Source organism: Burkholderia stagnalis, assembly GCF_039848545.1.
Lineage (GTDB): Bacteria > Pseudomonadota > Gammaproteobacteria > Burkholderiales > Burkholderiaceae > Burkholderia > Burkholderia stagnalis.
In genome coordinates, this window is sequence record NZ_CP156686.1 from 2,127,610 (window position 1) to 2,149,637 (window position 22,028).

22 protein-coding genes and 1 pseudogene are annotated in these 22,028 nt (G+C 65.7%); 9 read left to right on the plus strand and 14 right to left on the minus strand.

Going from position 1 to position 22,028, the window contains the following annotated elements:
* The first annotated feature begins 179 nt into the window (after positions 1-179).
* Positions 180-2,228, plus strand: a complete 2,049-nt coding sequence (gene fusA, locus ABFO07_RS26190; protein WP_059810602.1) for an elongation factor G — start codon at positions 180-182, stop codon at positions 2,226-2,228.
* A 41-nt stretch (positions 2,229-2,269) separates the two neighbouring features.
* On the opposite strand, the gene ABFO07_RS26195 is transcribed toward fusA, so the two are convergent.
* Complete coding sequence (locus tag ABFO07_RS26195) at positions 2,270-5,740, minus strand: adenylate/guanylate cyclase domain-containing protein (RefSeq protein WP_347468816.1); 3,471 nt, start codon at positions 5,738-5,740, stop codon at positions 2,270-2,272.
* 85 nt (positions 5,741-5,825) lie between these two features.
* The gene (locus ABFO07_RS26200; RefSeq protein WP_347468817.1) at positions 5,826-6,974 is read right to left on the minus strand and encodes a branched-chain amino acid ABC transporter substrate-binding protein; all 1,149 of its coding nucleotides are present in this window, start codon (positions 6,972-6,974) and stop codon (positions 5,826-5,828) included.
* A gap of 394 nt (positions 6,975-7,368) precedes the next feature.
* Here ABFO07_RS26200 and ABFO07_RS26205 point away from each other — a divergent pair, with 394 nt between their 5' ends.
* The 3 genes and pseudogenes from ABFO07_RS26205 (at position 7,369) to ABFO07_RS26215 (ending at position 8,735) form a co-directional block, all read left to right on the plus strand.
* Entirely contained in the window at positions 7,369-8,145 is a 777-nt protein-coding gene (locus ABFO07_RS26205; RefSeq protein ID WP_347468818.1) for a crotonase/enoyl-CoA hydratase family protein, read from the plus strand.
* Positions 8,146-8,225: 80 nt separating this feature from the next.
* A pseudogene (locus tag ABFO07_RS26210) lies at positions 8,226-8,480 on the plus strand (lyase); the annotation flags it as partial.
* A gap of 72 nt (positions 8,481-8,552) precedes the next feature.
* Positions 8,553-8,735 (plus strand): glycine zipper 2TM domain-containing protein, encoded by a 183-nt coding sequence (locus ABFO07_RS26215; protein ID WP_059563289.1) that lies wholly within the window; start codon positions 8,553-8,555, stop codon positions 8,733-8,735.
* 13 nt (positions 8,736-8,748) lie between these two features.
* Here the strand turns inward: ABFO07_RS26215 and ABFO07_RS26220 are convergent, their stop codons facing one another.
* Positions 8,749-9,090, minus strand: coding sequence for a hypothetical protein (locus ABFO07_RS26220; RefSeq protein ID WP_059802724.1), 342 nt, complete (start codon positions 9,088-9,090; stop codon positions 8,749-8,751).
* Between the two features lie 3 nt (positions 9,091-9,093).
* Positions 9,094-9,873 carry an alpha/beta hydrolase gene (locus ABFO07_RS26225; protein ID WP_347469691.1) on the minus strand — a complete coding sequence of 260 codons (780 nt, stop codon included), beginning with the start codon at positions 9,871-9,873 and terminating at the stop codon, positions 9,094-9,096.
* Between the two features lie 170 nt (positions 9,874-10,043).
* On the opposite strand from ABFO07_RS26225, the gene ABFO07_RS26230 reads away from it, so the two are divergent.
* On the plus strand, positions 10,044-10,412 hold the full coding sequence (locus ABFO07_RS26230; RefSeq protein ID WP_060363500.1) for a DUF2784 domain-containing protein: 369 nt from the start codon (positions 10,044-10,046) through the stop codon (positions 10,410-10,412).
* A gap of 126 nt (positions 10,413-10,538) precedes the next feature.
* Here the strand turns inward: ABFO07_RS26230 and ABFO07_RS26235 are convergent, their stop codons facing one another.
* Positions 10,539-11,384: a GNAT family N-acetyltransferase gene (locus tag ABFO07_RS26235; protein ID WP_347468819.1), complete on the minus strand. Its 846-nt coding sequence runs from the start codon at positions 11,382-11,384 to the stop codon at positions 10,539-10,541.
* A gap of 616 nt (positions 11,385-12,000) precedes the next feature.
* On the opposite strand from ABFO07_RS26235, the gene ABFO07_RS26240 reads away from it, so the two are divergent.
* The 3 genes from ABFO07_RS26240 (at position 12,001) to ABFO07_RS26250 (ending at position 13,874) form a co-directional block, all read left to right on the plus strand.
* Positions 12,001-12,204 carry a cold-shock protein gene (locus ABFO07_RS26240; RefSeq protein ID WP_059563292.1) on the plus strand — a complete coding sequence of 68 codons (204 nt, stop codon included), beginning with the start codon at positions 12,001-12,003 and terminating at the stop codon, positions 12,202-12,204.
* A gap of 281 nt (positions 12,205-12,485) precedes the next feature.
* Entirely contained in the window at positions 12,486-12,710 is a 225-nt protein-coding gene (locus tag ABFO07_RS26245; protein WP_059563293.1) for a hypothetical protein, read from the plus strand.
* Between the two features lie 588 nt (positions 12,711-13,298).
* The gene (locus ABFO07_RS26250; RefSeq protein WP_059884432.1) at positions 13,299-13,874 is read left to right on the plus strand and encodes a class I SAM-dependent methyltransferase; all 576 of its coding nucleotides are present in this window, start codon (positions 13,299-13,301) and stop codon (positions 13,872-13,874) included.
* A gap of 139 nt (positions 13,875-14,013) precedes the next feature.
* Here ABFO07_RS26250 and ABFO07_RS26255 read toward each other — a convergent pair whose 3' ends face one another.
* From ABFO07_RS26255 to ABFO07_RS26295, 9 genes are all read right to left on the minus strand, one after another.
* Positions 14,014-14,187 carry a hypothetical protein gene (locus tag ABFO07_RS26255; protein ID WP_155628852.1) on the minus strand — a complete coding sequence of 58 codons (174 nt, stop codon included), beginning with the start codon at positions 14,185-14,187 and terminating at the stop codon, positions 14,014-14,016.
* Entirely contained in the window at positions 14,184-15,044 is an 861-nt protein-coding gene (locus tag ABFO07_RS26260; RefSeq protein WP_347468821.1) for a hypothetical protein, read from the minus strand. The genes ABFO07_RS26255 and ABFO07_RS26260 overlap by 4 nt, the downstream gene beginning before the upstream one ends.
* Before the next feature lie 55 nt (positions 15,045-15,099).
* Complete coding sequence (locus ABFO07_RS26265) at positions 15,100-15,774, minus strand: OmpA/MotB family protein (protein ID WP_059985820.1); 675 nt, start codon at positions 15,772-15,774, stop codon at positions 15,100-15,102.
* 31 nt (positions 15,775-15,805) lie between these two features.
* Positions 15,806-16,570, minus strand: a complete 765-nt coding sequence (locus ABFO07_RS26270; protein WP_059802732.1) for a flagellar motor protein — start codon at positions 16,568-16,570, stop codon at positions 15,806-15,808.
* A gap of 71 nt (positions 16,571-16,641) precedes the next feature.
* Complete coding sequence (locus tag ABFO07_RS26275; RefSeq protein WP_347468822.1) at positions 16,642-17,883, minus strand: Crp/Fnr family transcriptional regulator; 1,242 nt, start codon at positions 17,881-17,883, stop codon at positions 16,642-16,644.
* Positions 17,884-18,180: 297 nt separating this feature from the next.
* Complete coding sequence (locus ABFO07_RS26280; RefSeq protein WP_059802746.1) at positions 18,181-18,669, minus strand: lytic transglycosylase domain-containing protein; 489 nt, start codon at positions 18,667-18,669, stop codon at positions 18,181-18,183.
* A gap of 29 nt (positions 18,670-18,698) precedes the next feature.
* Positions 18,699-19,085, minus strand: a complete 387-nt coding sequence (locus tag ABFO07_RS26285; RefSeq protein WP_059907212.1) for a hypothetical protein — start codon at positions 19,083-19,085, stop codon at positions 18,699-18,701.
* Positions 19,086-19,099: 14 nt separating this feature from the next.
* Positions 19,100-19,477: a hypothetical protein gene (locus ABFO07_RS26290; protein WP_059563298.1), complete on the minus strand. Its 378-nt coding sequence runs from the start codon at positions 19,475-19,477 to the stop codon at positions 19,100-19,102.
* A 235-nt stretch (positions 19,478-19,712) separates the two neighbouring features.
* A complete protein-coding gene (locus ABFO07_RS26295; protein WP_347468824.1) occupies positions 19,713-20,372 on the minus strand; it encodes a glutathione S-transferase family protein in 660 nt (219 codons plus the stop codon).
* 269 nt (positions 20,373-20,641) lie between these two features.
* Between ABFO07_RS26295 and ABFO07_RS26300 the strand changes: the two genes are divergently transcribed.
* Complete coding sequence (locus ABFO07_RS26300) at positions 20,642-21,988, plus strand: polyhydroxyalkanoate depolymerase (RefSeq protein WP_347468825.1); 1,347 nt, start codon at positions 20,642-20,644, stop codon at positions 21,986-21,988.
* Positions 21,989-22,028: the final 40 nt, after the last annotated feature.

Here is a 22,028-nt window from a genome sequence, read left to right on the forward strand (position 1 = left end):
GCGGCATTGCCGCCCAAGCCCCAACACTCAGCCAACATCCCCAAAAATCCCGCACCGCAGCGACCCGTTCCCCAAATCCCACCCTCCAGCGAGCCCCCTCCCCCTCGCTCTCCACAATTGGCACACCACCCAAATTTCGCCAATAATTCCCCCACACCCACTCCTGGACGATGGCGGCCATGGACTACCCTCCCGAAGCCATCCGCACGATCGCACTGGTCGGGCACGCCGGATGCGGCAAGACCTCGCTTGCCGAAGCACTGCTGCACCAGGGCGGCGCGCTGCACGCGCCCGGCAGCGTCGCCAAGGGCACCGCCCTGTGCGATTTCGACCCGCTGGAACGCAAATACCACCACTCGCTCAGCTCCGCCGTCGCCCAGTTCGATTTCCAGGACACCCGCATCTGCCTGCTCGACACCCCCGGCTACCCCGACTTCGCCGGCCTGTCGATCAGCGCGCTGCCGGCCGTCGAAACGGCGGCGATCGTGATCAACGCCCGCACCGGCATCGAAATGACCACCCGCCGGATGATGACGTTCGCGCAGCAACGCAAGCTCTGCCGGATGATCATCGTGAACGGCATCGACGGCGAAAAAGTCGACCTCCCCGCGCTGCTCGCCGAGATCCAGGAGATGTTCGGCAAGACCTGCCTGCCGATCAACCTGCCCGCGAGGGGCAACAGCGACGTCGTCGACTGCTTCTTCAACCCGTCCGGCGAATCCGATTTCCACTCGGTGGAAGCCGCGCACAACGCGCTGATCGATCAGGTGATCGAACTGGATCCCGAGTTGATGGAGCTGTATCTGGAACAGGGCGAGGCGGTCCGCCCGGAACAACTGCACGCGCCGTTCGAACGCGCGTTGCGCGAAGGACATCTGGTGCCCGTCTGCTTCACGTCGGCCGCCACCGGCGCGGGCATCGCCCAGCTGCTCGACGTGTTCGTGCGGCTGCTGCCGAACGTCACCGAAGGCAACCCGCCGCTGTTCTATCGCGAAGTCGACGGCAAGGTGGAAACCGTGCACGCGCAGCCCGTCGCCGACAAGCACGTACTCGCGCACGTCTTCAAGATCGTGATGGACCCGTACATCGGCAAGATGGCGGTATTTCGCATCCATCAGGGCACGGTCACGCGCGACAGCCAGCTCTATATCGGCAACGGTCGCCAGCCGTTCAAGGTCGCGCGCCTGCTGATGCTGCAGGGCAAGGAACACACGGACGTGCTGCGCGCGGGCCCCGGCAACATCTGCGCGGTCACGAAAGCCGACGACATCAGTTTCGACGACGTGCTGCACGACGCCCCCGAAGACGGCAACGTCCACCTCACGCCGCTCGATTTCCCCACGCCGATCTACGGCCTCGCGATCGAACCGGCGCGGCGCGGCAACGAACAGCGCTTGTGGGAAGTGCTGCAGAAGCTCGCGGCCGAAGATCCATGCCTCGTGATCGGCCACCCCGTCGGCACCAACGAGACGGTCGTGCGCGGGCTCGGCGAACTGCATCTGCGCTTCATGCTGGAGCGGCTCACCGACCAGTACAAGCTCGACGTCGTCACGCGGCCGCCGACGATCGCGTGGCGCGAAACCATCGGCGGCAAGGCGGAAGGCCACTATCGCCACAAGAAGCAGACCGGCGGCGCCGGCCAGTTCGGCGAAGTCATGCTGCGCGTGGAGCCGCTGCCGCGCGGCGACGGGTTCGAGTTCGTCGACGCGGTCAAGGGTGGCGCGATTCCCACGCAGTTCATTCCCGCGGTGGAGAAAGGCATCCAGCAGGTGATCGACAGCGGGCCGCTCGCCGGCTTCCCGATGCAGGACGTGCGCGTGACCGTGTACGACGGCAAGAGCCATCCGGTCGACTCGAAGGAAGTGGCGTTCGTCACGGCCGGGCGCAAGGCCTTCATCGACGCGGTGTTGAAAGCCCAGCCGATGGTGCTCGAACCGATCGTCGACATCGAAGTGATGACGCCGGAAACGGCGATGGGCGACATCATCGGCGATCTCTCGTCGCGGCGCGGGCAAGTGCACGGCACACGCACGGTGGGCGGCCATGCGATGGTCGTCGCGGGCAAGGTGCCGCTCGCCGAACTCAACGACTACCAGTCGCGCCTGAATGCGATCGCGGGCGGGCATGGCAATTACAGCATCCAGTTGAGCCACTACGATCCGGTTCCGCCGGCCCAGCAGGCGCGGCTGGCGGCGCAGCACAAGGCGCATGCGGAAAGCGTGGACTGAGTTTTATCGCCCCGTCTCGCGGCCACACTCGGCATGCGGCGTCATCGATCCGTCTGATCGGATGCAAGCGCTTCGAGCAACGCCTTCGCCTCACGCAGGTCGGCGGTGTCGAAACCCTCCGTAAACCAGCCATAGATCTCGGACAACGCCTGCCTGGCCTCGGCGACCCGCCCCACACGCCGCCACAGCCGCGCGAGACTCGTCACGGCGCGCAATTCCAGCGACCTGGCACCTTGGGCACGCGCCACCTCGATCGCCTTGCGGAAGCAGGCTTCGGCCGCGTCGATTGAATCGGAAACATCACCGTTACCGTTCGACTCATCGATCAGCATGACGCCCTTCAGCCGATGCAACTCGGCTTCGAAGCAACGCTCCCCTGCTTTTTCCAGAATCGCCATCGCTTCGTCGAGCAGCCGCATGCCCGTCTCCCGATCACCCGCACGCCGATGGCAATCGGCCAGCAGCGCCAGAAAATACGAGCGCTGATCCTCGCCGCCCGCGGCTCTATCAGCGGCAAGGCCTTCGCTCATCCGCGCGATCCCTTCCGCGAGATGATCGCGTTCGGTCAGCGCCCAGCCCCCGAAGAACGTACCCCACGCGAGCCAGTACGGCAGGCCGTGCTCAGTCGACAGCGTCACGACGGCTTCCGCGTGTTCGCGGGCCAGCGACGATTCGCGCCGAAGCTGATGCAGCTCGGACGCATACGCAAGCGTAAACGCCAGCGTCGGGCCATACGCAAGCTTCTGCGCAAGCGCCAACGCCTCCATGCTTCGCTTGAGCGCCTGGTCGGGGTAGCCCTGCAACCACAACGTCAGCGTCAGGAAATTCAGCGCGCGGATGCCGGGGTCCACGCCATGCGCGAAGACGTGCGCCTGATGCTGCTCCGGGTCGTAGATCGCCAACGCCTGTTCCTGATGCGTACGCGCGGCGTCGAGGTTCCCCTGCAGGAACAGGCACGCGCCGAGCGCGCCATACGACTCCATCAGCAAGCCCGGATCCTTCGCACGCGTCGCCACGTCGAGCATCTGCTTGCCGAGGTCGCGCGCGGTCGCGTATTCGGCGCGCGTCAGGTAGTGGATCCGCAACCCCAGCTGCGCGGCGAAGCGCTGCGACGTCTCGCCGGTCTGCTCGCACAGCGTCAGCGCGCGGCTGTAGGTGGCGGCCACCTCCGGCGCGCCATAGCCGCGCACGTCCATCAACGCGGGCCCGAGCGACAGCAGCAGCGCCAGTTCCTGATGCGCGCGCGCCGGCGTGTCGGGCAACTGCTTCAGCAGCTCCAGCGCCGTGCCGAGGTGCTGCATCGCGTCCAGGTGTGCGGCGTGGCGGAGCGCCTGTTGCGCGGCCTGGTGCAGATACTCGACGGCCTTCGGAAGGTTGCCGCTCAGGCTGTAGTGATGCGCAAGTTCGCTGCAGTAATCCGCGATGCGGGTCGGGAACAGCGCCTCGATCGCCTGCGCGGTGCGCTCGTGCAACGCGCTGCGCCGATGCGTAAGCAGCGAATGGCCGGCCACTTCCTGCGTCAGCGCGTGCTTGAACGAATACTCGACCTCCGGAAACGCCGGCCGCTCGTAGATGAATTCCGCGGCTTCCAGATGCGCGAGCAGCCGACGCAGATCGTCGTCGGTATGCGCGGGCTCGCCGCCGCAGATACGCCGGATCAGGCTGTACGGAAACTCCTTGCCGATCACCGCGAGCGTTTGCAGCAGTTCCTTCTCCGCGACCGGTAGCCGGTCGATACGCGCGGCCAGCACGCCCTGCACGGTGGTCGGGATATGCAGCGCGGCGGGCGTGCGCCCGACCCGGTAGCGGCCCGGATCGCCGAGCAGCGATTGCTCCTCGGCCAGGGTCTGCACGACCTCCTCCATGAAGAACGGGTTGCCCTCCGTCTTCTCGAGGATCAGCCGCTTGAGCGGCGTCAGCGACGGATCGTCGCCGAGCAGCGCCGCGAGCAGGCCCTGTGCTTCCGCCGGGCCGAGCGGTTCGAGACGAAGCTGGAGGCCATGCCCTGCGCGCGTCCACACGGGCCGATACTCGGGCCGGTAGTTCACGAGCAGCAGGATTCGAGTGGTCGGCACGCGCTCGCTCAGGTGCGCGAGGAATGCTTCCGTCTCGCGATCGAGCCATTGCAGGTCTTCGAACAGCAGCTCGACCGGCTGGTCGCGGCTCTCGCGCGCGAGCAGCTGGATGATCGCATCGAAGGTCCGCTCGCGACGAATCCGCGGGTCCATCTCCGACAGCGCCGAACCGGGTTCGCCGATGCCGAGCAGGTACAGCAGGTAAGGCACGAGATCCTCGAAGCCGCGTTCGAGCGTCAGCACCTTGCCCATGACTTTCTCGCGGCAACGCCGCTCATCGTCCTGCGCGGTGATCTGGAAGTAGTTCTTCAGCAGCTCGATCAGCGGCAGGTAGGCGAACGCCTTGCCGTGCGACACCGAAAACGTCTCCAGCAGCAGGCAGCCGCGCCGCGAACGCTCCTTGAATTCATGGAACAGCCGCGACTTCCCGACGCCGGCCTCCCCGCGCACGCCGACGATCCGCCCATGCCCCGCCCTGACCTGCTCCAGCGCATCCTGCAGGTGCTCCAGCTCGGCATCGCGGCCGACGAAGCGGGCGAGGCCGCGATGCGCGGCGAGTTGCAGCCGCGTGCGCAACGCGCCGAGGCCCAGCACTTCGTACACCGACAGCGGGTCCGGAATGCCTTTGAGCTGCGTCGCGCCGAGCGCCTTGAACTCGAAATAGCCTTCGGCCAGCTTGTGCGTCGAATCGCTGACGAGAATCGACGACGGCGCCGCAATGCCTTCCATGCGCGACGCGATGTGGATCGTGTGGCCGACCGGATCGTAGTCGGTATGCAGATCATCGGTACGGATCGAGCGCACGACCACTTCGCCCGTATGCACGCCGACGCGAATCTGCAGCGGAATGCCTTTCTCCAGACGGATGCGATCGCCGTGACGCCGCATCGCCTGCTGCATCCGCAATGCCGCGAACAGCGCACGCTGCGGATGATCCTCATGGGCGATCGGCGCACCGAACAGCGCGAGGATGCCGTCGCCGAGCGACTTCGCGACGTAGCCTTCGTAGTAGTGGACCGCCTCCATCATCAGCGCGACGACGGGCTCGATCAGACGATGTGCTTCCTCCGGATCGAGGTCGTGGATCAACGCGGTGGAGCCCGCCATGTCCGCGAACAACGCGGTGACGGTCTTGCGTTCGCCGGCGGTTTCGCCGCGCGCTTCCATCGCGGCCTGTTCGGCGCGGATGCGTACGGCGAGATGGTGCGGCGTGTAGTGGATCGGTGCGGGAGAAAGCTCGGTGGCCGGCTTCCGGCTCGGTGGCGGCGGTGTGCCGGAGGCCGTATCGGCAAGCGGTGCGCCGCACGCGTTGCAGAAGCGCGCGGCGGGGCTCGCGTCGTGCCCGCACTGCAGACAGGTGCGCGACATCGGGGAGCCACACGCTTCGCAAAATCTGGCCCCGACGAGGTTGTCGAATCCGCAGTTTGCGCAGTGCATGCCACCCTTCCCCTGCCGAGCGTCGGCATCCGGTCATTATGCGCCGCGTCCGCGTGCCGAAAAACCCGCCCCGATCGCCGTCGCGTCATTCGGTGCCGATCGTCGTCACCGGCGCCCAGCGCCCGCCTTTCACCTGATAAAGGGTCGACGTCGGGTGCTCGAGATCGCCGTTCGCGTCGAACGCGATCTGCCCTGTGATGCCTTCGAAGTGCGTCGCACGCAGCGCCGGCAGGAACTCGGCCGGCTTCGCGGAATTCGCCTGCCGCATCGCGTGGATCACGACCCGCACGCAGTCGTACGAGAACGGCGAATAGGTGAGCATCTCCACGCCGAAGCGCTTCCTGAACTTCTGCGCGAACGCCTTGCCTTGCGGCAGCGTGTCGATCGGCCGCCCGTATTCCCACGCCATCGCGCCTTCGGCCGCTGGCCCGGCCACGTTGAGGAAGATGCTGTCCGCGATGCCGCCACTGCCGACGAACTGCACCCGCATGCCGAGCTGCTTCATCCGCTTGACGAGGAGCGCCGCCTGGTTATCCAGGCCGCCGAAGTACAGCAGGTCCGCGTTCACCGCCTTGATGTTGGTGAGCTGCGCATTGAATTCGACGGCCTTGTCGTTCGTGTATTCGGCCGCGACGATCCGCCCGCCCGCGGCAACGACGGCCTTCTTGAATTCCTCCACGGCACCCTGGCCGAACGCGGTGCGGTCGTCCATCACCGCGATGCGCCGCGCCTTCATCACGGTGACCGCGTAGGTGCCGGCATTGCCGGAATTCTGCGCGTCGGTCGCGATGATGCGAAAGACCGTCTTCAGCCCCTGACGCGTGATCGCCGGATTGGTTGCCGCCGGATCGATCAGCGGAATGCCGGCCTTCGCGAAGATCGGCGCGGACGGCAGCGCGACCCCCGAGTTGTAGTAGCCGACCACGGCCACGACCCCGTCGTCGACCAGTTTCTGCGCGACCTGCACGCCGATGCGCGGGTCGCCCTGGTCATCCACCGTATCGAGCTCGAAGCGGACGTCCTGGCCGCCGAGCTTGATGTGCTGCGCATTCGCCTCTTCGACCGCGAGCCGGACACCGTTCTCGAGATCCTTGCCGTTCGACGCGCTGATGCCGGTGAGCGGGCTCGATGCGCCGATCCTGACGACCTGCTGGCCATGCGACGGCACGCCGGCCAGCGACAGCGCGACGGCGCTCAGGCCGATCGCGAGAAACCTTCGAGCAGAGGTATGCATGGTCTCGATCCCGATGATCAGGCGCGTCGCACCGGTGTCGTTTGCAACCGGTCTCCGAACGCATCTGCGATACCTCGATCCGAGGCACGTCACTACACTCCATCGAACGATTTCGCCGCGTGTCCCGCAGCCGGTGTTTACCCGCACCGGCATTCCTCGACACCGTGGCGATTCCAAACCCGACGGCCTGCCCCAAGCGATCGGCTTCAACGTGCCGGTGTCAGGAGGAAACGCTCGGCCGCACCTCCGGTAGAACGCGTCAGCCCGACCAGTGAGATCGCACATCGCCCCCACCGTTGCGTCACAATGAAGCCCGGCATGCGTATCGCTCGATGTTTGCCGGCGTGTCGCGCTCGTGTTGCGCACGCACATGCCGGCTTTCCAGGGGGAAACGATGGACGACGTGATTTACGCGACGGATGGCGCAATCTGCACGATCACCCTCAACCGACCTGAACGGCGCAACGCCGTCGACGGCCCCACCGCGTTGCGGCTCAGCGAAGCATTCGATCGCTTCGAGGCCGATGCCGCGCTCGCGGTCGCGATCCTCACGGGCGCCGGCGGCAACTTCTGCGCCGGCGCCGACCTGAAGGCCGTCGGCGATCCGGCATTGCGCAACAGCGTCGACCCGACAGGCGAAGGCCCGGGCCCGATGGGGCCAAGCCGCATGGCATTGTCGAAGCCGCTGATCGCGGCGGTCGCCGGCCATGCGGTCGCGGGCGGGCTCGAACTCGCGCTGCTGGCCGATCTCCGCGTCGCGGAAGAAGATGCCGTATTCGGCGTGTTCTGCCGGCGCTGGGGTATACCGCTGATCGACGGCGGCACGGTGAGGCTGCCGCGCGTCGTCGGCATGGGACACGCGATGGACATGATCCTGACCGGCCGCCCCGTGGGCGCGCTGGAAGCCAAGGGCATGGGGCTCGTCAACGCCATCGCGCCGAACGGCGAAGCGCTCGCGCATGCGACGCGCATCGCCCGACAGATCGCCGCGTTTCCCCGTCAATGCATGCTCGCGGACCGACGCTCGGCATACGAGCAATGGAACCTGCCGCTCGCGGAAGCGCTGCGCCGGGAAGGCGCGAATGGCGCGCCGGTCGTGTTTGCCGAGGGGGTTGCCGGTGCCGCGCGCTTCAGCGCGGGGGAAGGACGTCACGGGACGTTTTCCGATTGAGGTGTTGCCGTAGCATGGCGTCCGTGCATTCATTCGGAAACCGTATCAAATCCGACGATGATGCCATCTGTTCCGGGCCCCTGCCCGGCCGTGATCCGCATGCCTACGCGATCTTCGTCGACGAGCGCGACATCGTCTGGCTCAGCGAATGGAGCGCCAACGCGCTCGCGCGTTTCGACCCGCGATCCGGCAAGTTCGACGTGCTCGCGCTGCCGCGTGCGCATGCGAACGTGCGCCAGATGATGGGCCGGCCGGGGGAAGTCCGGTTGTCCGAATCGGGCACGGATCATCTGCTGCGCTATCGGTATCGGGTCGGATCCGCTAACACACAGTGACAAACGCGTCGGACACTTTTTGAACGTCACTCGTCAAACAGGCATGTTCCAACCATCGGTAGGAGTGCCCTGATGAAAAGGATGTTGCAAGTTTTGCTCTGCAGTCTTTCCCTGTTGACGCTCGCCGCGTGCGGCACGGTGCTCGGCGCGACCGCAGGCGGTGTCGCCGGCCACGAGCTCTCGCACGGCAGCACGGCGGGCACGATCGGCGGCGCAGCGGCCGGCGGCCTGATCGGCCACGCGATCGGCGATTGACGGCCGACGGCGATCACCCTCCGGTCAGCTTCCGGAGAATCGCCTGCAGCATGCGTTCGTGCTGATCCAGCGCCTGGTCGAGCGTACGCGCCGCGTAGCTCTGGATGTCCGGCGCTTCCGCGCCGGCGATGCGTGTCACGAACAGCCAGGCATCGCCGGTTTTCGCATCGGATATGCCGCGAAAGCGCGTCGTGATCGTCACGCCCGATTCGTCGAGTACGGTGCGCCGGAAGACGAGTTCGTTCTCGGACATCCAGCGCGACCACGCGCCCTGGTCGAAGACTTCGACGGGCGTGTCCTTCGCGTCGAGGATGTAGAAGCGTCGCGGCTTCGCGGTGATGGGGCGGGGGTTCATATTTCAATGGGTGGGCGCGAGCAGGAAGCCGATCGCGTGACGCCACCATGCTTCGTCTACCACGCTGATCCAGTCGTTGTGCTCGGCGGACTTCATGACCGTCAGGCGCTTGGGATCGGCGAGCGCGTCGTAGAGTGCTTCGCCGAAGCGTGCAGGGACGATGCTGTCGCGCTCGGCGACTGCCACCACGACAGGACGGCCGAACGACGCGAGATGCGCGGCGCTGTCGTAGCGGTCGCGCAGCAGCCATTTCACCGGCAGCCACGGGTAATGGTGGCTGGCGACGTGCTCGAGGGAATCCCATGGCGTGATGAGTAGCAGGCCGGTGATCTTGTCGCGCTCGTGCGCGCCTGCTGCTGCGGCGACGCCTGCGCCGAGCGATTCGCCGATGAGCAAGAGCGGTGCGCCATATTGGCGATGCGCGGTTGCGATGGTCTGTTGTGCGTCGGCGACCAGGCTCGCTTCGCTCGGCGTGCCATCGCGCGGGCCATAGCCCGGGTACTCGGCGAGGATGACGCGCAGCCCGATTCGAGCAAGTGCTGCGACGTAGTACGCGCGGTGGCCGGCATGGCCGGCGTTGCCGTGGAAAACGATCACCGTGCCGCGAGTGGATTCGGGCGACTCGGCAAGCAGACCGCGAAAATCTTCCTGCGATGGCCACGCACGAAGCTCGCTGGATACGATGTCGTCGATCGCAGCTTTCTCGGGGAAATAGATGAGGCGGTCCTGCACGACAGCGACTCCTGTGAATGCGACCAGACACGCGACGGCGACACGCAGCATGATCGCGGCAGCCGTGCTTCGATCGATCATCGGCGTATTCGTCATCCGCTCCAGACTTTTCCGATACGCTGTTCGTGAGGTTTCATCCATCACGTATCGACGATCAAGCATACGCCAACTGATCGGGCGGCGATCGATGTGTGGCTTCCTTGAATCTCGCCAAGGACATCATGATCTGGCTGGCCAATACGGTTCTCGTGCTGCACGCATTGCTCGTGCTGTTCATCGTGGGCGGGTTGTGCGCGATCTGGGTGGGGGCCGCGTTCAAACTTGGCTGGGTGCGCAATCGCGTATTCCGGACCGTGCATCTCGGAGCCACCGGCATCGTCGCAGCGCTCGCCGCGCTCGATGTACCGTGCCCGCTCACCGTTCTGGAGGACTGGCTGCGTATTGGCGCATCAGGCCCGCAAGGCTTCGTGCAGCGCTGGGTGGGGAACCTGATGTACTACGATCTGCCGGGGTGGGTGTTTGCGGTTGTGTATGTGGCGTTTCTGACGGTCGTGGCGGTGACCTGGCGGTGCGTTCCGCCGCGAAGGTGACGGGGTGTGCAGGCGGTTATTCGGGCGGAGTGGACGATCTGTCGTCGAGTGGACTGCAGGTCACGGCTGCGGATTCAACCCGTCGATGCAACGCATTGATGAAATCGCCCAGCCCCATCCGACCCATCACCCCAGCTCGAACGACGTCACCCCGAACACGCGATCGATCGCGATCGGGGGCGCGCCTTTCGTGTACATCCGCGCGGTTTCGAAGACGCTCGTCATGCCGTGTCGTTCCGCCAGCGCGACGGCCGCAGGATTCGTTTCCGGCACGTCGAGCACGATGACCTCGCCGGGCATGCTCGCCGCCAGCGCGCGAAACAGCCCGGTGGCGACGCTTGCGTCATCCGCGAAAAGCGGGCCGATCTTGCAGCCCGCCTTGCAGCGGCGCACCACACCGTATCCGGCGACACGGCCGACGTCGAACGTAGCGAGCGCAACGGCATCCGGCTGCGCGATCCAGACGGAGACGAAACGCTCGCGCGCAGCAGGAAAGCACTGGCGATCGTAGGCAAGCAACTGCTCGAACGGCACATCGGCCGCTGCCGCGACATGCGCGCACCCGATGCCGTCCACGCGCCCCTGATAGCGGATGTTGCGGTACGCGAGGCGGAACCCGGACTTCCTGTAGTTCGCTTGCTGGGCGACGACACCATCGAGACCGACGTTGCGGTCTCCAAGATAACGCATGCCGTGCTGCCAGATTCGCATGCCGAAGCCTTTGCCACGAAACCCGGGTTTCACGATGTAGAGACCGATGAAGCCAAAGCGTTCGTCATAAGCGATGGCGGCGAGGCACGCGACCGGATCGCCGCGCCAAACGCCCACGAAGAAACCGGCCGGATCCGCTTCTCTGAAGCAGTACGGGTCATGTCGGCCGGGGTTCCACCCTTCTGCAGCCGCCCATTCGACCGACATGGCCACCTCGCCGGCCGACATGGTGCGCACGATAAAGTCTCCGCCTTGATCCATGGTTCGCCCCAGTCGCGGCACTAGAGATTGCCGCCTCGTGTTACGGCAGATGCATCGGGGAAGCGCCTGCAAGCGGGCACCGGCCAACCGACAGAACAGGCCGTGCAATCATGCCGCAAGCGAAGGCTGCCGATCGAGTCATCATAATCCCAAGGGTCGGTGCCAGAGTGGAGCGGTCATCACGGTTGCTCCGGTCCGTGTGGCGCCGCAATTGCCGGTGTATCGGCGAACGGCTGGCTCCGTAAACCTGCCCCGGGACGGGGTCACTCTGTTAGCTGTCCTCGCATGTGTGCACGGGCGACCGGCTGCCACAGGTCGTTCAGCGCCACGACCGCTCAAGGCTCTGCCTAACCTGCGCGCCATGCCAGGCAAGGCGCGCAGCCAGGCATGGCCGGATCGCTTCATCCTCAAAACCGACCGTCTGGTGAAACAGTTACAAGATAACGATTGACGCCGACACGCCCCGGCGGTTAGTGTGTCACCCGAAGTTCAAGAAGTTCGATTGCTGTTCATCAATTGCTCGCCTCTCAGCGGTATTCGTTGTCCTCTCCCTCCTTGACGCTTCACGCGCTCTTCAACAGAGCAAATTTCCTATTTTTTTCATCAAGGATTCTTCATGGATACCGGTACCGTCAAGTGGTTCAACGACAGCAAAGGCTTTGGCTTCATCACCCCGGACAAGGGCGGCGACGACCTGTTCGCGCACTTCTCCGAAATCAGGGCCGACGGCTTCAAGACGCTGGCTGAAAATCAGAAGGTGAGCTTCGAAACGAAGCAAGGCCCGAAGGGTCTGCAAGCGGCCAACATCACGCCGCTGTAACGTTTGAAGGGCCCGGCCGTCCCGCGACGGAGGCCGGGTTGCAGCGACACCCTCGCGGAGCGTTGTCTCCCAAAGTTGGCGCGATCGCTCTTAGCTGCATCCGTTCATTCAGCAGCTTGCCAAGCGCCACACGCCTCGTTGCGTTTCACTCTCCCCCTGGCTGCAGCGCCCCTTTTTTTCGCTTTCCGACTGCTTCGGATTCGGCTCGCAATGGCTTTGAATCGGCGCACCCGTGCACGTTTCGCACGGCGCGCACGCACTCGTACATCATTAAAATTAAAATGCAAAACAAACAAATTCATCAATACAACGGCTATGCCGTCCAACCCTCGGCGCATCGTTTGCCCGACGGTAGTTATTCATCCAACCTGCTGCTCGAACGCACCGGCAGCACGTGTGCCGAAGGCCGCTACCGGTTCTATTCGCTCGATTACTTCACGAGCGAAGAACAGGCGCTGCAGCACTCGTCACGCTGGGCACGCAACTGGGTCGACACGCGCGGTTAACGGCGACACCCCGGTGCGAGACAGCCAACGCATCTGAAGCCCCCGGGCGTGCGCAACCCAGCGCGCCCGAACGTCGCGCGCGATCGACTCGTCAACTTCCGAATCGATCGCGCGCTCAGTTCGAACTTCCGGATTTTCCCTTTCGCCGTCATCGGCAAGCGACGCTATCTCGGCAGCCGCAAGCGGCCCTTGAGCCGAACTCGGGTCAAAACACACAAATATCCGTTCCGCGCTGTCGCCCACCTCGCCGATCTCCCGGCATCTCCCCGCATTGCCCTGAATCGAGTCCGGGCGCACTATCCCAGCACGTCCGGGATATCGATCGACTTGCTAACGCGGCGCTTGCGCCAAAGTGCAGATGATTGCCCCCTCCACGGAAGCCTTCACCTGCTCTTAAGTCTTCGTTTCCTACAATCCGTTCTGTCGCCATCGCAGCTCGACCTGTTCATCTCCGAGGATTTCGATGAAAAAGACGATCATTGCGCTCACGCTTGCCAGTCCGGTTCTTTCGGCACGGGCTCGATACGAGGATCCGGGTGCCCAACCCGCGATGGTCCGTGTGACGGCACGACAGATCAAGGGGGCTCAATGATCTGGCCAAACGCCTTCCGCATCCCTGCGCTGTTCCTGCGCGAGTGGCTCGGCCGCCCCGCCACCGTCGGCGCGCTCTGCCCGAGTTCACCCCAACTCGCGAGCCGATTGGCCAGTGCGGTCCCGGCCGGAGACGGACTGGTGATCGAGCTTGGCGGTGGAACGGGAGCGGTGACCCAAGCACTGCTTGACCAGGGCGTCGCGCGGGAGCGCCTCATCGTGATCGAGCGCTCTCCCGCTTTCGTGCGACATTTGCGGGTCCGTTTTCCCGGCGTCGCGATCGTGGAAGGTGACGCGACACGGCTCGCGAAGCTGTTGCCGCACGATGCGCAAATCGACGCCATCGTTTCATGCCTGCCGCTGCGCTCGCTGCCGCAGCGCGACGTGATCGCGATCGTCGATCAATGTCACCAGCTGCTATCCGGGCATGGCGTGATGATCCAGTTCACCTACGACCTCCGGCCGCCAGGACGCCATGCGATCGGACACGCTGGCCTCGTGACCGCGGGGACGTCCGTCGTCTGGGCGAATATCCCGCCCGCGCGGATCGTGGTCGCCTGCAGGCGCCCGTGACCCTCCACGTTGCCCGCTCAGCAGCCTCGCTTGCTGCCGCGCGGTCGTGCCACGCGACGCGTGCATCGCGACACCACGGTACGAGCAGGATCCTCGTCCGCGCCCCCATCGAGCCACACAGGTTCCGGATCGATTGCAGTCAGATAGCGAGGCGATGTCCCGTCGCCTTGCACGAATGCCCGACGATCCAGTCCCCCGGCTTCAGTTTGGCGTTCATGTGATTCGGCGTACACAGCGCCAGTGAACACACGCCGAAATAGGGATTCGGCGCAAGTCCCGAGTCGCTTGTCATGACGTACTTGAGCAGCTTCATGCATGCCTCCTTATCAGCCCCGCCATCCACGGCTCGAGCTCCGGATAAAGCGCGCCGTCGATGACGAACTCCTGCCCCTTGGCAACCGATCGGAGCATGACCCCGTCCTCCCGAATCGCCCATCGGTTCGCATTCGCGTGGTAGCTCATCGGCTCGCGCCCATCGGGCGCGAACCAGCGCGGCAATAGCCAGATGCTGCGCGGCTGCCCGGGGCACGTCAGTTGCAGTTCGGAGTGCATCAACGGAAATCGGCCGCCGCCCGCGGCCTTCGTTTGCGTATACGCCGATCGCTCGCGCGCGACATAGAGCGTATTGCGCGGATCGGTGTACCGGTCCGGTGCGACGACATGCGGATGCGCGGCGATCCATGGATGCCGCCGCAGCGCGTCGTCGCGCTGCGTCACGATCGGCCAGACCTCATCGATTTCCAGCCATCCGAACAGCACGTGCAGATCGGGCGCACGCGGCACGTAGCGCCATGTGCCGCCGACATACCCGGTCAGCCGGAACCAGCCGAAAAACAGGAACACATCGCCCGCCGCAACACCGCGCCGGCGCAGATGGCTTTGCGCGGCACCCGTCTGCCCGAGCGCCGGGCGCCAGTTCGCGAGGTTGGCGCCGCGCCTTCCGCCCAGGTCCGGATCGAAATGGACACGCCGTTGCGGCCCATGCTTGCCGGCCGACACGTCCGATATCAACCGATCGAGCGTTGCATCCGCGAAATCCAGATCCGCCAGCGTGGCGTCGTCGCGCTCGCTCGGAATCGGCAACGAGACAAGACGGCCATCCGGCAATATCGGGCTGGGCATGCCGCCGAACTGCGAATCGAATCCTTTGCGGGACAACACGACTTTCATCGACGCCCCCTGCCCGTCCTTCATCACCGCATTTCAGCGCGGAATTCCCTGCACATCAATACTGCACGAGTATCGTCACCCGCCGATTCGCCGCCCGCGCCGCGGCATCGTCGCCGACCACCAGCGGCAGGTTGTCCGCCCTGCCGATCGCGGCCAGCCGATGCGACTCGACACCCCGCTCGACCAGATACCGCACGACCGCCCCCGCCCGCGCCGACGACAGCTCCCAGTTCGATTCGTATTTCGCCGTCGCGATCGGCACGCTATCCGTATGCCCTTCGACGAGGATATTGCTCGCCGGATGCGTCTTCAACACGCCCGCGATGCGCGCCAGCACATCGGACGCATCCGGCAGCAACCGCGCATCCCCGACATTGAACAGGATCTTCGCGTTGATGCCGATCTCCACGCCATGCGCGGCGTTCACGACCGTCACCTGCCCCTGCTCCTTCAACGATTTCAGCAGAGACGCCCACGCCTGCGCGGCCTGCTCCTGTGCGGCGCCCGCCTTCCCTTTCCCCGCCGCCTGCTGCGACAGCGCCTGATACCGCACATCGAGCGCGTTGTACTTCGCGAGCTGCAACACGTACAGCGCGAGAAACAGCACCATCAGCGTGGTGACGAGATCCGCGTAGGAAATCAGCCAGCGGCCGGACTGCGCGCCGTCGCCGTCGTCGTCGTGTTCGGCGGCATCCCTCGCCGGTCGCCTGCTGCCAGATTGCGCGTGCATAGCCTGGAACCCGTGTTCGTTATCCGCGGCGTCATGCCAGCGATTCGGCCGCGCGGCCGCGCACGTCGCCGGTCAGGCGCGTCTCGATCGTATGCGGCGACTCCTTGCGCGAGATCGCGAGCAAGCCGTCGAGATACAGCTTGCGAAACCGCAATTCGCTCTCCAGCTGCGCGCGCAGCTTCCCGTACAGCGGCAGGAACACGAGGTTCGCCAGCGCGAGCCCGTACAGCGTCGCGACGAACGCAAGCGCGATCCCCGGCCCGAGCTGCGCGGGTTCGAGAATATGGCTCGTCACCTGGATCAGCCCCATCACCGACCCGAGGATGCCGAACGTCGGCGCATAGCCGCCCGCCTGTTGCCACACGCGCGCGGCCGCCATGTGGCTGCGCTCGTACGCATCGAGCTCGCGCTGCAGCGCATCCTCCAGCACGGCCGTCGACACGCCGTTCGCCAGCAGTTCCAGCCCGCGCCGCGCAAACGGGTGAATGCCGCTGACATCCATCGATTCGAACGCCAGCAAGCCGTTCAGCTTCGCGCGATCGCCCCACTCGAGCAGGTCGGACAGGCTCTGCCGGTCGACCTGCCGCGCCTGCACGAACGCGAGCCGCAACTGCTTCACCGCATCGAAGAACCGCGCCCACGTGTTCTGGATCATCACCGCGCCGAGCGTGCCGCCCAGCACGATCACCAGCGCCTCGAACTGGAACAGCGTCGAGAAATGCCCCCCTTCGAGCGAAAAGCCGAACACGATGGCCGCGCCACCGAATACCACACCGAACAGCGTCAACAGATCCATGTCTTTCTCCGGCCGGCTGCGCGCGTTCGGCAGCCGGCATCGTCGTCAGTGCGTCGTCGCGACGCTTGCGCTCAAGCCGCGGAATCCGGCACCGGCACGGCCGCCGCGGCCGGCGCCTTCAGCGCGCGCACCGCGTCCAGCAAACGCTGCTCGATATCGCCGACTTCCACCGGGTCGAGCTTGAGATCGCGGCGCGTGACCCACGACACCTCGTTGCGCCGCGTCTCGGTCATCACCGAGAACAGCCGGTCGACCACCGACAGGTCGTCCGTGCTCGCGATCAGCTTCGCGAGGTCGTACGTATCGAACGCGCTGACGACCTCGAACAGCGTGCGCTGGTCGACCCACGCCAGATCCTCGAGCGCGGCGATCTCGCCGCGCCGCACGGTGCGCCGCGAGAAGTACGCGACGCCCTTCTGCTCGACGTAGCTGAGCACCTTCGACTTGCGGAACGCGAACACGTCCTCCGCGATCTCGCCATGCGACAGCTTGCTGAGCAGCAGCTTCTTCTCGACGCCGATCAGCGATTCCAGATCGGCAAGCTCGATCAGCTCGAGTTCGCTGTTGATCGACAGGTCGAGCTCGTGATCCGCGACCTGCTGCGCGCGATCGGTGATGCGCGCGGCGTCGAACGTGACGACCTGGCGCGCATCGGCGGACGCCGCGTAGTCGCTTGACGCGCCGCCGAGCTGCTCGCCCTGCGCGGCCTCGATCGTGACGAGATTGAGCTTCTCCATGCGGCGCAGCATCGCCATCACGTGCGGACGCGAATGGCCGGCGATCGCGCGGCACTTCTTGATGACGTCGGCGAGCGGCACCGCCGCCTGCTCGGCCTGCATCTGCATCGGCCGGCGCGCCCATGCGTCGTCGCCGCCGCGCCGCTCGCCGCCGGCCATCAGCGCGAGCACGTGTGCATAGGAGAGCACGCCCGGCAGGAAATCGGCATGCGTGTAGGTGGCGAGCAGATCGTCCTTGCGCTTCACGCGGCGCACGAGGGTTCGCACGATGTGGCGCAGCAGCGCCGACACGCGCTCGATTTCCTCGTCGAGCATGCTCGCCGGCACGACCGTGAGCTGGCAGAAGCTGAGCGCCTTCGCGGTATGGCCGCGCGGCTCGGAGGCGAGCAGCGCCGACTCGCCGAAAAACTCCCCGCGGCCGAGGGTCGCGACGACGACTTTCTTGTCGTCGCAGCGGGCCGACAGTTCGACCTTGCCGTCCGCGATCAGATAGATGACCGCCTCTCCCCCGAACCCTTCCGAATAGATGACTTCGCCGGGTGCCGCTGTGCGCGACCACGACTGTTGACGATTCACGATGTTCCCCCTGCAGCGCTGACTTACTTGTTCGACTGCGCCGCACGTTTCGGACGTGGGTCGACAGCCGTTCCCCGTGCTTCCGTTTACGACATCGGAAACACGGTTCTTTAACGGCGCGCAGCGCGGCCGTGGCCGAAGCTTGATATGTATCGTTTGCGCGGCAGATGGCGCGCGGTTCATCGGGGAAAACGAGACGTCGCGGCGCAATGCACGCATCGGTCGGGTTGACTCGTGAATCGAACGTCAAGTTACGAAATGCCTTCAGCCACGTGTTCACACGTGGCCTTCCGCCGCTCACTCGCGCACGCCCCACGACACGAGCACCGCATGGATGTTGCGTGCGTATTCGTCCCGCAGGTGCGGCGTTTCCGAGTGATACGCGCCGATCGCCTGCCACGTGTTTCCGTAGCGGACCATCTTGCGTTTCAGCATCCACGCGGCGACGTAGATGTTCACGCACGCATCGCGCAGCGCGCCCGGCGGCACGCCGTAGCGGCGCAGCTCGCCGAAGTGCACCGAGTTGATCTGGGTCTGGCCGACGTCGATGCTGCCGTCCGCATTGCGATGCACGGCGCCGGGGTTGCCCTTCGATTCGTACCACGCGATCGCCCGCAGGATTTGCGGGTTGACGCCCTGGTAGCCGGCCGCGTGCTCGAAGCACGCGTCGTCGGGTTTGGCATCGGCCGCATGCGCGGGCGTCACGACGGCTGCGGCGAGCAGCATTGCGAACAGCAGCCATTCCATCCAGCCGAACCGCATCGATGCCGCCAGGACGTTCTTCATCGCATGCCCCTTGATTCGATCGAGCCGCTTCATTGCGACATCGCCAGCGCGGCCGCGCCATTCCCGGCCGGGCGGCGTTCACGCGCACTCTTGTCGAGCGCCTCGTCGAGCTTCTTGTCGACGGCGGCCAGCGCCGCGCGCGACGCGTCGGTCACGACCATGCGCACCTGGAATTCCGCCGGCGCTTTCTTCGCGGGCGGCGCATGGCGGAGCTTCTTCCCGTGGCGCACGCCGGCGGCCGGCGCGGGCACGTCGTCGTCGCCGCCCGCGCCCGGCGGCAGCGACGCAAACGGCGGCAGCGGCGGAAACACCTGGTTGGACGCAGCCGCCATGGACGGCGCGCCGTCGGCCGGCTGAGCCGCGAAGGCCGCGCCGCATGCGAGCAGGGCCGAACAGAAGATCGACAGTCGTAGCATCGCGAGATCTCCCATCACTGCGTCGGGCCGAGCTGAACGCTGTACGGCTTGCAACTGCCGGCCGCGACGTTCTCGACGCGCACCGACGCGACGCGCTGCGACGGCATGCCGCGCCGGATCGACTGGTTCAGGTAGCCGAAATCCTGCGGCAGCGCGGCCACGCGAATCGTCATCGGTTGCGATTGTCTGGCCGCCAGCGCGCCGACTTTCGCGAGCACGGCGGTCAGTTGCGGGTCGCGCGCACCGAGCGCATCGGCGGGGATGACGAAATCGACGAGCGCCGTCGACGCGGACGATGCGTCGTTGCGCGCATTCACGTCCGGGCGGCCGCTTTGAAGTTGGGCGCAGCCGGTCAGCGCGGCTGCGACAAGAAAGATGACAAACGGCTTCACTGTTTCACTCCCAGTCACTGGATCTGCTTTATCGGCACAGCACTCGCGGGATTTACCCCTTTCGCGTGCGAGGGCCGCTGTGACGGGAGTGTGCGTGGCGTGTTCGATTCCTCCGATTTAAGCGCATCCTGAGCAGACGCCATTCATTCGATATTTGAACGCGACGTTGCACCCATGAAACATGATCGATGCGACATGCATGGCGTGCTTGCATCCGCTGCCTGCATGCGTTCGCTCAGAACTCCATGTCGAGTTCGTCGATATCCTCCTGCTCCGCCTTCGCCGCGTCGATCCACTCCGCGACGAACGGTTGCGCGAGCACGCGCATGCAGTACTCGGCGATATCGGGTTCGAGCTTCACGTCGTAGGTCAGGAAGCGCATGACGACCGGCGCATACATCGCGTCGGCCACGCCGATCTCGCCGAACAGCCAGGGCCCGCCATATTGTGCGAAGCATTCGCGCCAGATCGTCACGATCCGCTCGATGTCGTGCTGCGCGCGCGACCAGATGCGGAAGTTCGGGAAGTGCGCGCGCAGGTTCATCGGCAGCGCGGAACGCAGCGCGCTGAAGCCCGAATGCATCTCGCCGCAGATCGAGCGGCAATGGGCGCGCGCGTGCCGCGCCTGCGGCAGCAGCCGCGCGTCGGGCCGGATCTCGTTCAGGTACTCCGCGATCGCCAGCGTGTCCCATACCTTGCTGCCCTCGTGCGTGAGGCACGGCACGAGAATCGACGGCGACAGCAGCAGCAGCTCGGCGCGCGACGCGGCGTCGATCGGCACCATCACCGTGTCGAACGGCAGGCCGCTCAGCTTCGCGAGCAGCCAGCCGCGCATCGACCACGACGAGTAGTTCCGGCTGCTGATCGTCAGCGTGGTTTCGTCTGCGGAATTCATATCGCCCCCTGAGGTTGCCTGTGGTGCACGTGCACCGAAAACGTCCACCGCACCGCATGCGCCGCACCATTGCTGTGCGGTGCATGCGCCGGCCCGGCGCAGCGCCGCCGCGCGTTGCACCGCTGAAACGTATTGCGTCGCACCGCACGCGGCTGTCCGCGGGCAGGCTGCTGCACACGCCGTCTCGCCCCGTGCAGCGTGCAACGCGCGTGCCAGCCGCCAACTGGCACACGGCTTGCCTCGCTCAACGCACCGCGAGGCGCGAAACCATGAATTTGCTTGCGTACCCGTTTTATCAGTGGATGGCCGAATGCACGCGCCCGGCGCGTGCGTGGGCTTCGTGCACGCGCCTGTCGATGTCGATGTGGCCGCCCGCGACGTCCACGCCACCGGGCCGCATGCTCGATGCGTTGTGCGAACTGCTCGAATGCTGCGCGTTCTCGCATCGCCGCCCGCCGTTCGGCATCGACGCGGTTGTCGTGGACGGCGACACGGTGCCGGTGGTCGAGCACGCGGCGGCCGGCACGCCGTTCGGCACGCTGCTGCACTTTCGCAAGACGAAGCCGGTCGCGCGGCAGCCGCGCGTGCTGATCGTCGCGCCGATGTCCGGGCATTTCGCGACGCTGCTGCGCGGCACGGTGCGCACGATGCTCGCCGAGCACGACGTCTACATCACCGACTGGCACAACCCGCGCGACATTCCGCTGCGGGCCGGGCGCTTCGGTTTCGACGAATACGTCGAGCACGTGATCGATTTCATCCGCCATATCGGCCCCGATGCGCACGTGCTGGCGATCTGCCAGCCGACCGTCGCCGCGCTCGCGGCGGTCGCGCTGATGGCCGCCGGCGGTGATCCGGCCCAGCCCGCGAGCCTGACGCTGATGGCGGGCCCGATCGATTGCCGCGTCAATCCGACCAAGGTCAACATGCTCGCGACGAGCCACTCGATCGACTGGTTCGCGCGGCATTTGATCAGCGTCGTGCCGCCGGGTTTTCCGGGCGCGCAGCGGCGCGTGTATCCGGGCTTCGTGCAGGTGGGCGCGTTCATGTCGATGAATCCGGAGCGGCATGCGTCGTCGTTTTCCGACCTGTATTACGAGCGCGCGAAGGGCGACCCCGCGAAAGCCGATGCGCTGCGGCACTTCTACGACGAATACTTCGCGACGGCCGATCTCACCGCGGAGTTCTATCTGGAAACCGTCGAGAAGGTGTTCCAGCAGTACGCGCTCGCGCGCGGCGAACTGACGGTGAGCGGGCGGCTCGTCGAGCCGGCCGCGATTCATCGCACGGCGCTGCTGACGGTCGAAGGGGAGAAGGACGATATCTGCGCGGTCGGCCAGACCGTTGCCGCGCAGGAGCTGTGTTCGGGGCTGCCGTCGTATCTGAAGACGCATCATGTGCAGACGGGCGTCGGGCACTATGGGGTATTCAACGGCAATCGCTGGGAAACGCAGATCTATCCGCTCGTACGCGCGACGATCCACGACAACGAGCCATACGATCGTACGGTGGATGCGAAAGGCGATGCGGTGGGCACGCAGTTTGTGACGCTGCGAGCGCTGCTCGATGCGCGAGCGGCGGGCAGTGCGGAGGCGACGGGGGCGTTGTCGACTTGATGGCGCGATTTGATGACTATCCGCGAAAAACAAACGGCTG

What these genes read in the sequence shown, in the direction of transcription:
- fusA (WP_059810602.1), top strand. Translation starts at nt 180, where the DNA reads ATGGACTACCCTCCCGAAGCCATCCGCACGATCGCACTGGTCGGGCAC.
- ABFO07_RS26195 (WP_347468816.1), bottom strand. Translation starts at nt 5,740, where the DNA reads ATGCACTGCGCAAACTGCGGATTCGACAACCTCGTCGGGGCCAGATTT.
- ABFO07_RS26200 (WP_347468817.1), bottom strand. Translation starts at nt 6,974, where the DNA reads ATGCATACCTCTGCTCGAAGGTTTCTCGCGATCGGCCTGAGCGCCGTC.
- ABFO07_RS26205 (WP_347468818.1), top strand. Translation starts at nt 7,369, where the DNA reads ATGGACGACGTGATTTACGCGACGGATGGCGCAATCTGCACGATCACC.
- ABFO07_RS26215 (WP_059563289.1), top strand. Translation starts at nt 8,553, where the DNA reads ATGAAAAGGATGTTGCAAGTTTTGCTCTGCAGTCTTTCCCTGTTGACG.
- ABFO07_RS26220 (WP_059802724.1), bottom strand. Translation starts at nt 9,090, where the DNA reads ATGAACCCCCGCCCCATCACCGCGAAGCCGCGACGCTTCTACATCCTC.
- ABFO07_RS26225 (WP_347469691.1), bottom strand. Translation starts at nt 9,873, where the DNA reads ATGCTGCGTGTCGCCGTCGCGTGTCTGGTCGCATTCACAGGAGTCGCT.
- ABFO07_RS26230 (WP_060363500.1), top strand. Translation starts at nt 10,044, where the DNA reads ATGATCTGGCTGGCCAATACGGTTCTCGTGCTGCACGCATTGCTCGTG.
- ABFO07_RS26235 (WP_347468819.1), bottom strand. Translation starts at nt 11,384, where the DNA reads ATGGATCAAGGCGGAGACTTTATCGTGCGCACCATGTCGGCCGGCGAG.
- ABFO07_RS26240 (WP_059563292.1), top strand. Translation starts at nt 12,001, where the DNA reads ATGGATACCGGTACCGTCAAGTGGTTCAACGACAGCAAAGGCTTTGGC.
- ABFO07_RS26245 (WP_059563293.1), top strand. Translation starts at nt 12,486, where the DNA reads ATGCAAAACAAACAAATTCATCAATACAACGGCTATGCCGTCCAACCC.
- ABFO07_RS26250 (WP_059884432.1), top strand. Translation starts at nt 13,299, where the DNA reads ATGATCTGGCCAAACGCCTTCCGCATCCCTGCGCTGTTCCTGCGCGAG.
- ABFO07_RS26255 (WP_155628852.1), bottom strand. Translation starts at nt 14,187, where the DNA reads ATGAAGCTGCTCAAGTACGTCATGACAAGCGACTCGGGACTTGCGCCG.
- ABFO07_RS26260 (WP_347468821.1), bottom strand. Translation starts at nt 15,044, where the DNA reads ATGAAAGTCGTGTTGTCCCGCAAAGGATTCGATTCGCAGTTCGGCGGC.
- ABFO07_RS26265 (WP_059985820.1), bottom strand. Translation starts at nt 15,774, where the DNA reads ATGCACGCGCAATCTGGCAGCAGGCGACCGGCGAGGGATGCCGCCGAA.
- ABFO07_RS26270 (WP_059802732.1), bottom strand. Translation starts at nt 16,570, where the DNA reads ATGGATCTGTTGACGCTGTTCGGTGTGGTATTCGGTGGCGCGGCCATC.
- ABFO07_RS26280 (WP_059802746.1), bottom strand. Translation starts at nt 18,669, where the DNA reads ATGAAGAACGTCCTGGCGGCATCGATGCGGTTCGGCTGGATGGAATGG.
- ABFO07_RS26285 (WP_059907212.1), bottom strand. Translation starts at nt 19,085, where the DNA reads ATGCTACGACTGTCGATCTTCTGTTCGGCCCTGCTCGCATGCGGCGCG.
- ABFO07_RS26295 (WP_347468824.1), bottom strand. Translation starts at nt 20,372, where the DNA reads ATGAATTCCGCAGACGAAACCACGCTGACGATCAGCAGCCGGAACTAC.
- ABFO07_RS26300 (WP_347468825.1), top strand. Translation starts at nt 20,642, where the DNA reads ATGAATTTGCTTGCGTACCCGTTTTATCAGTGGATGGCCGAATGCACG.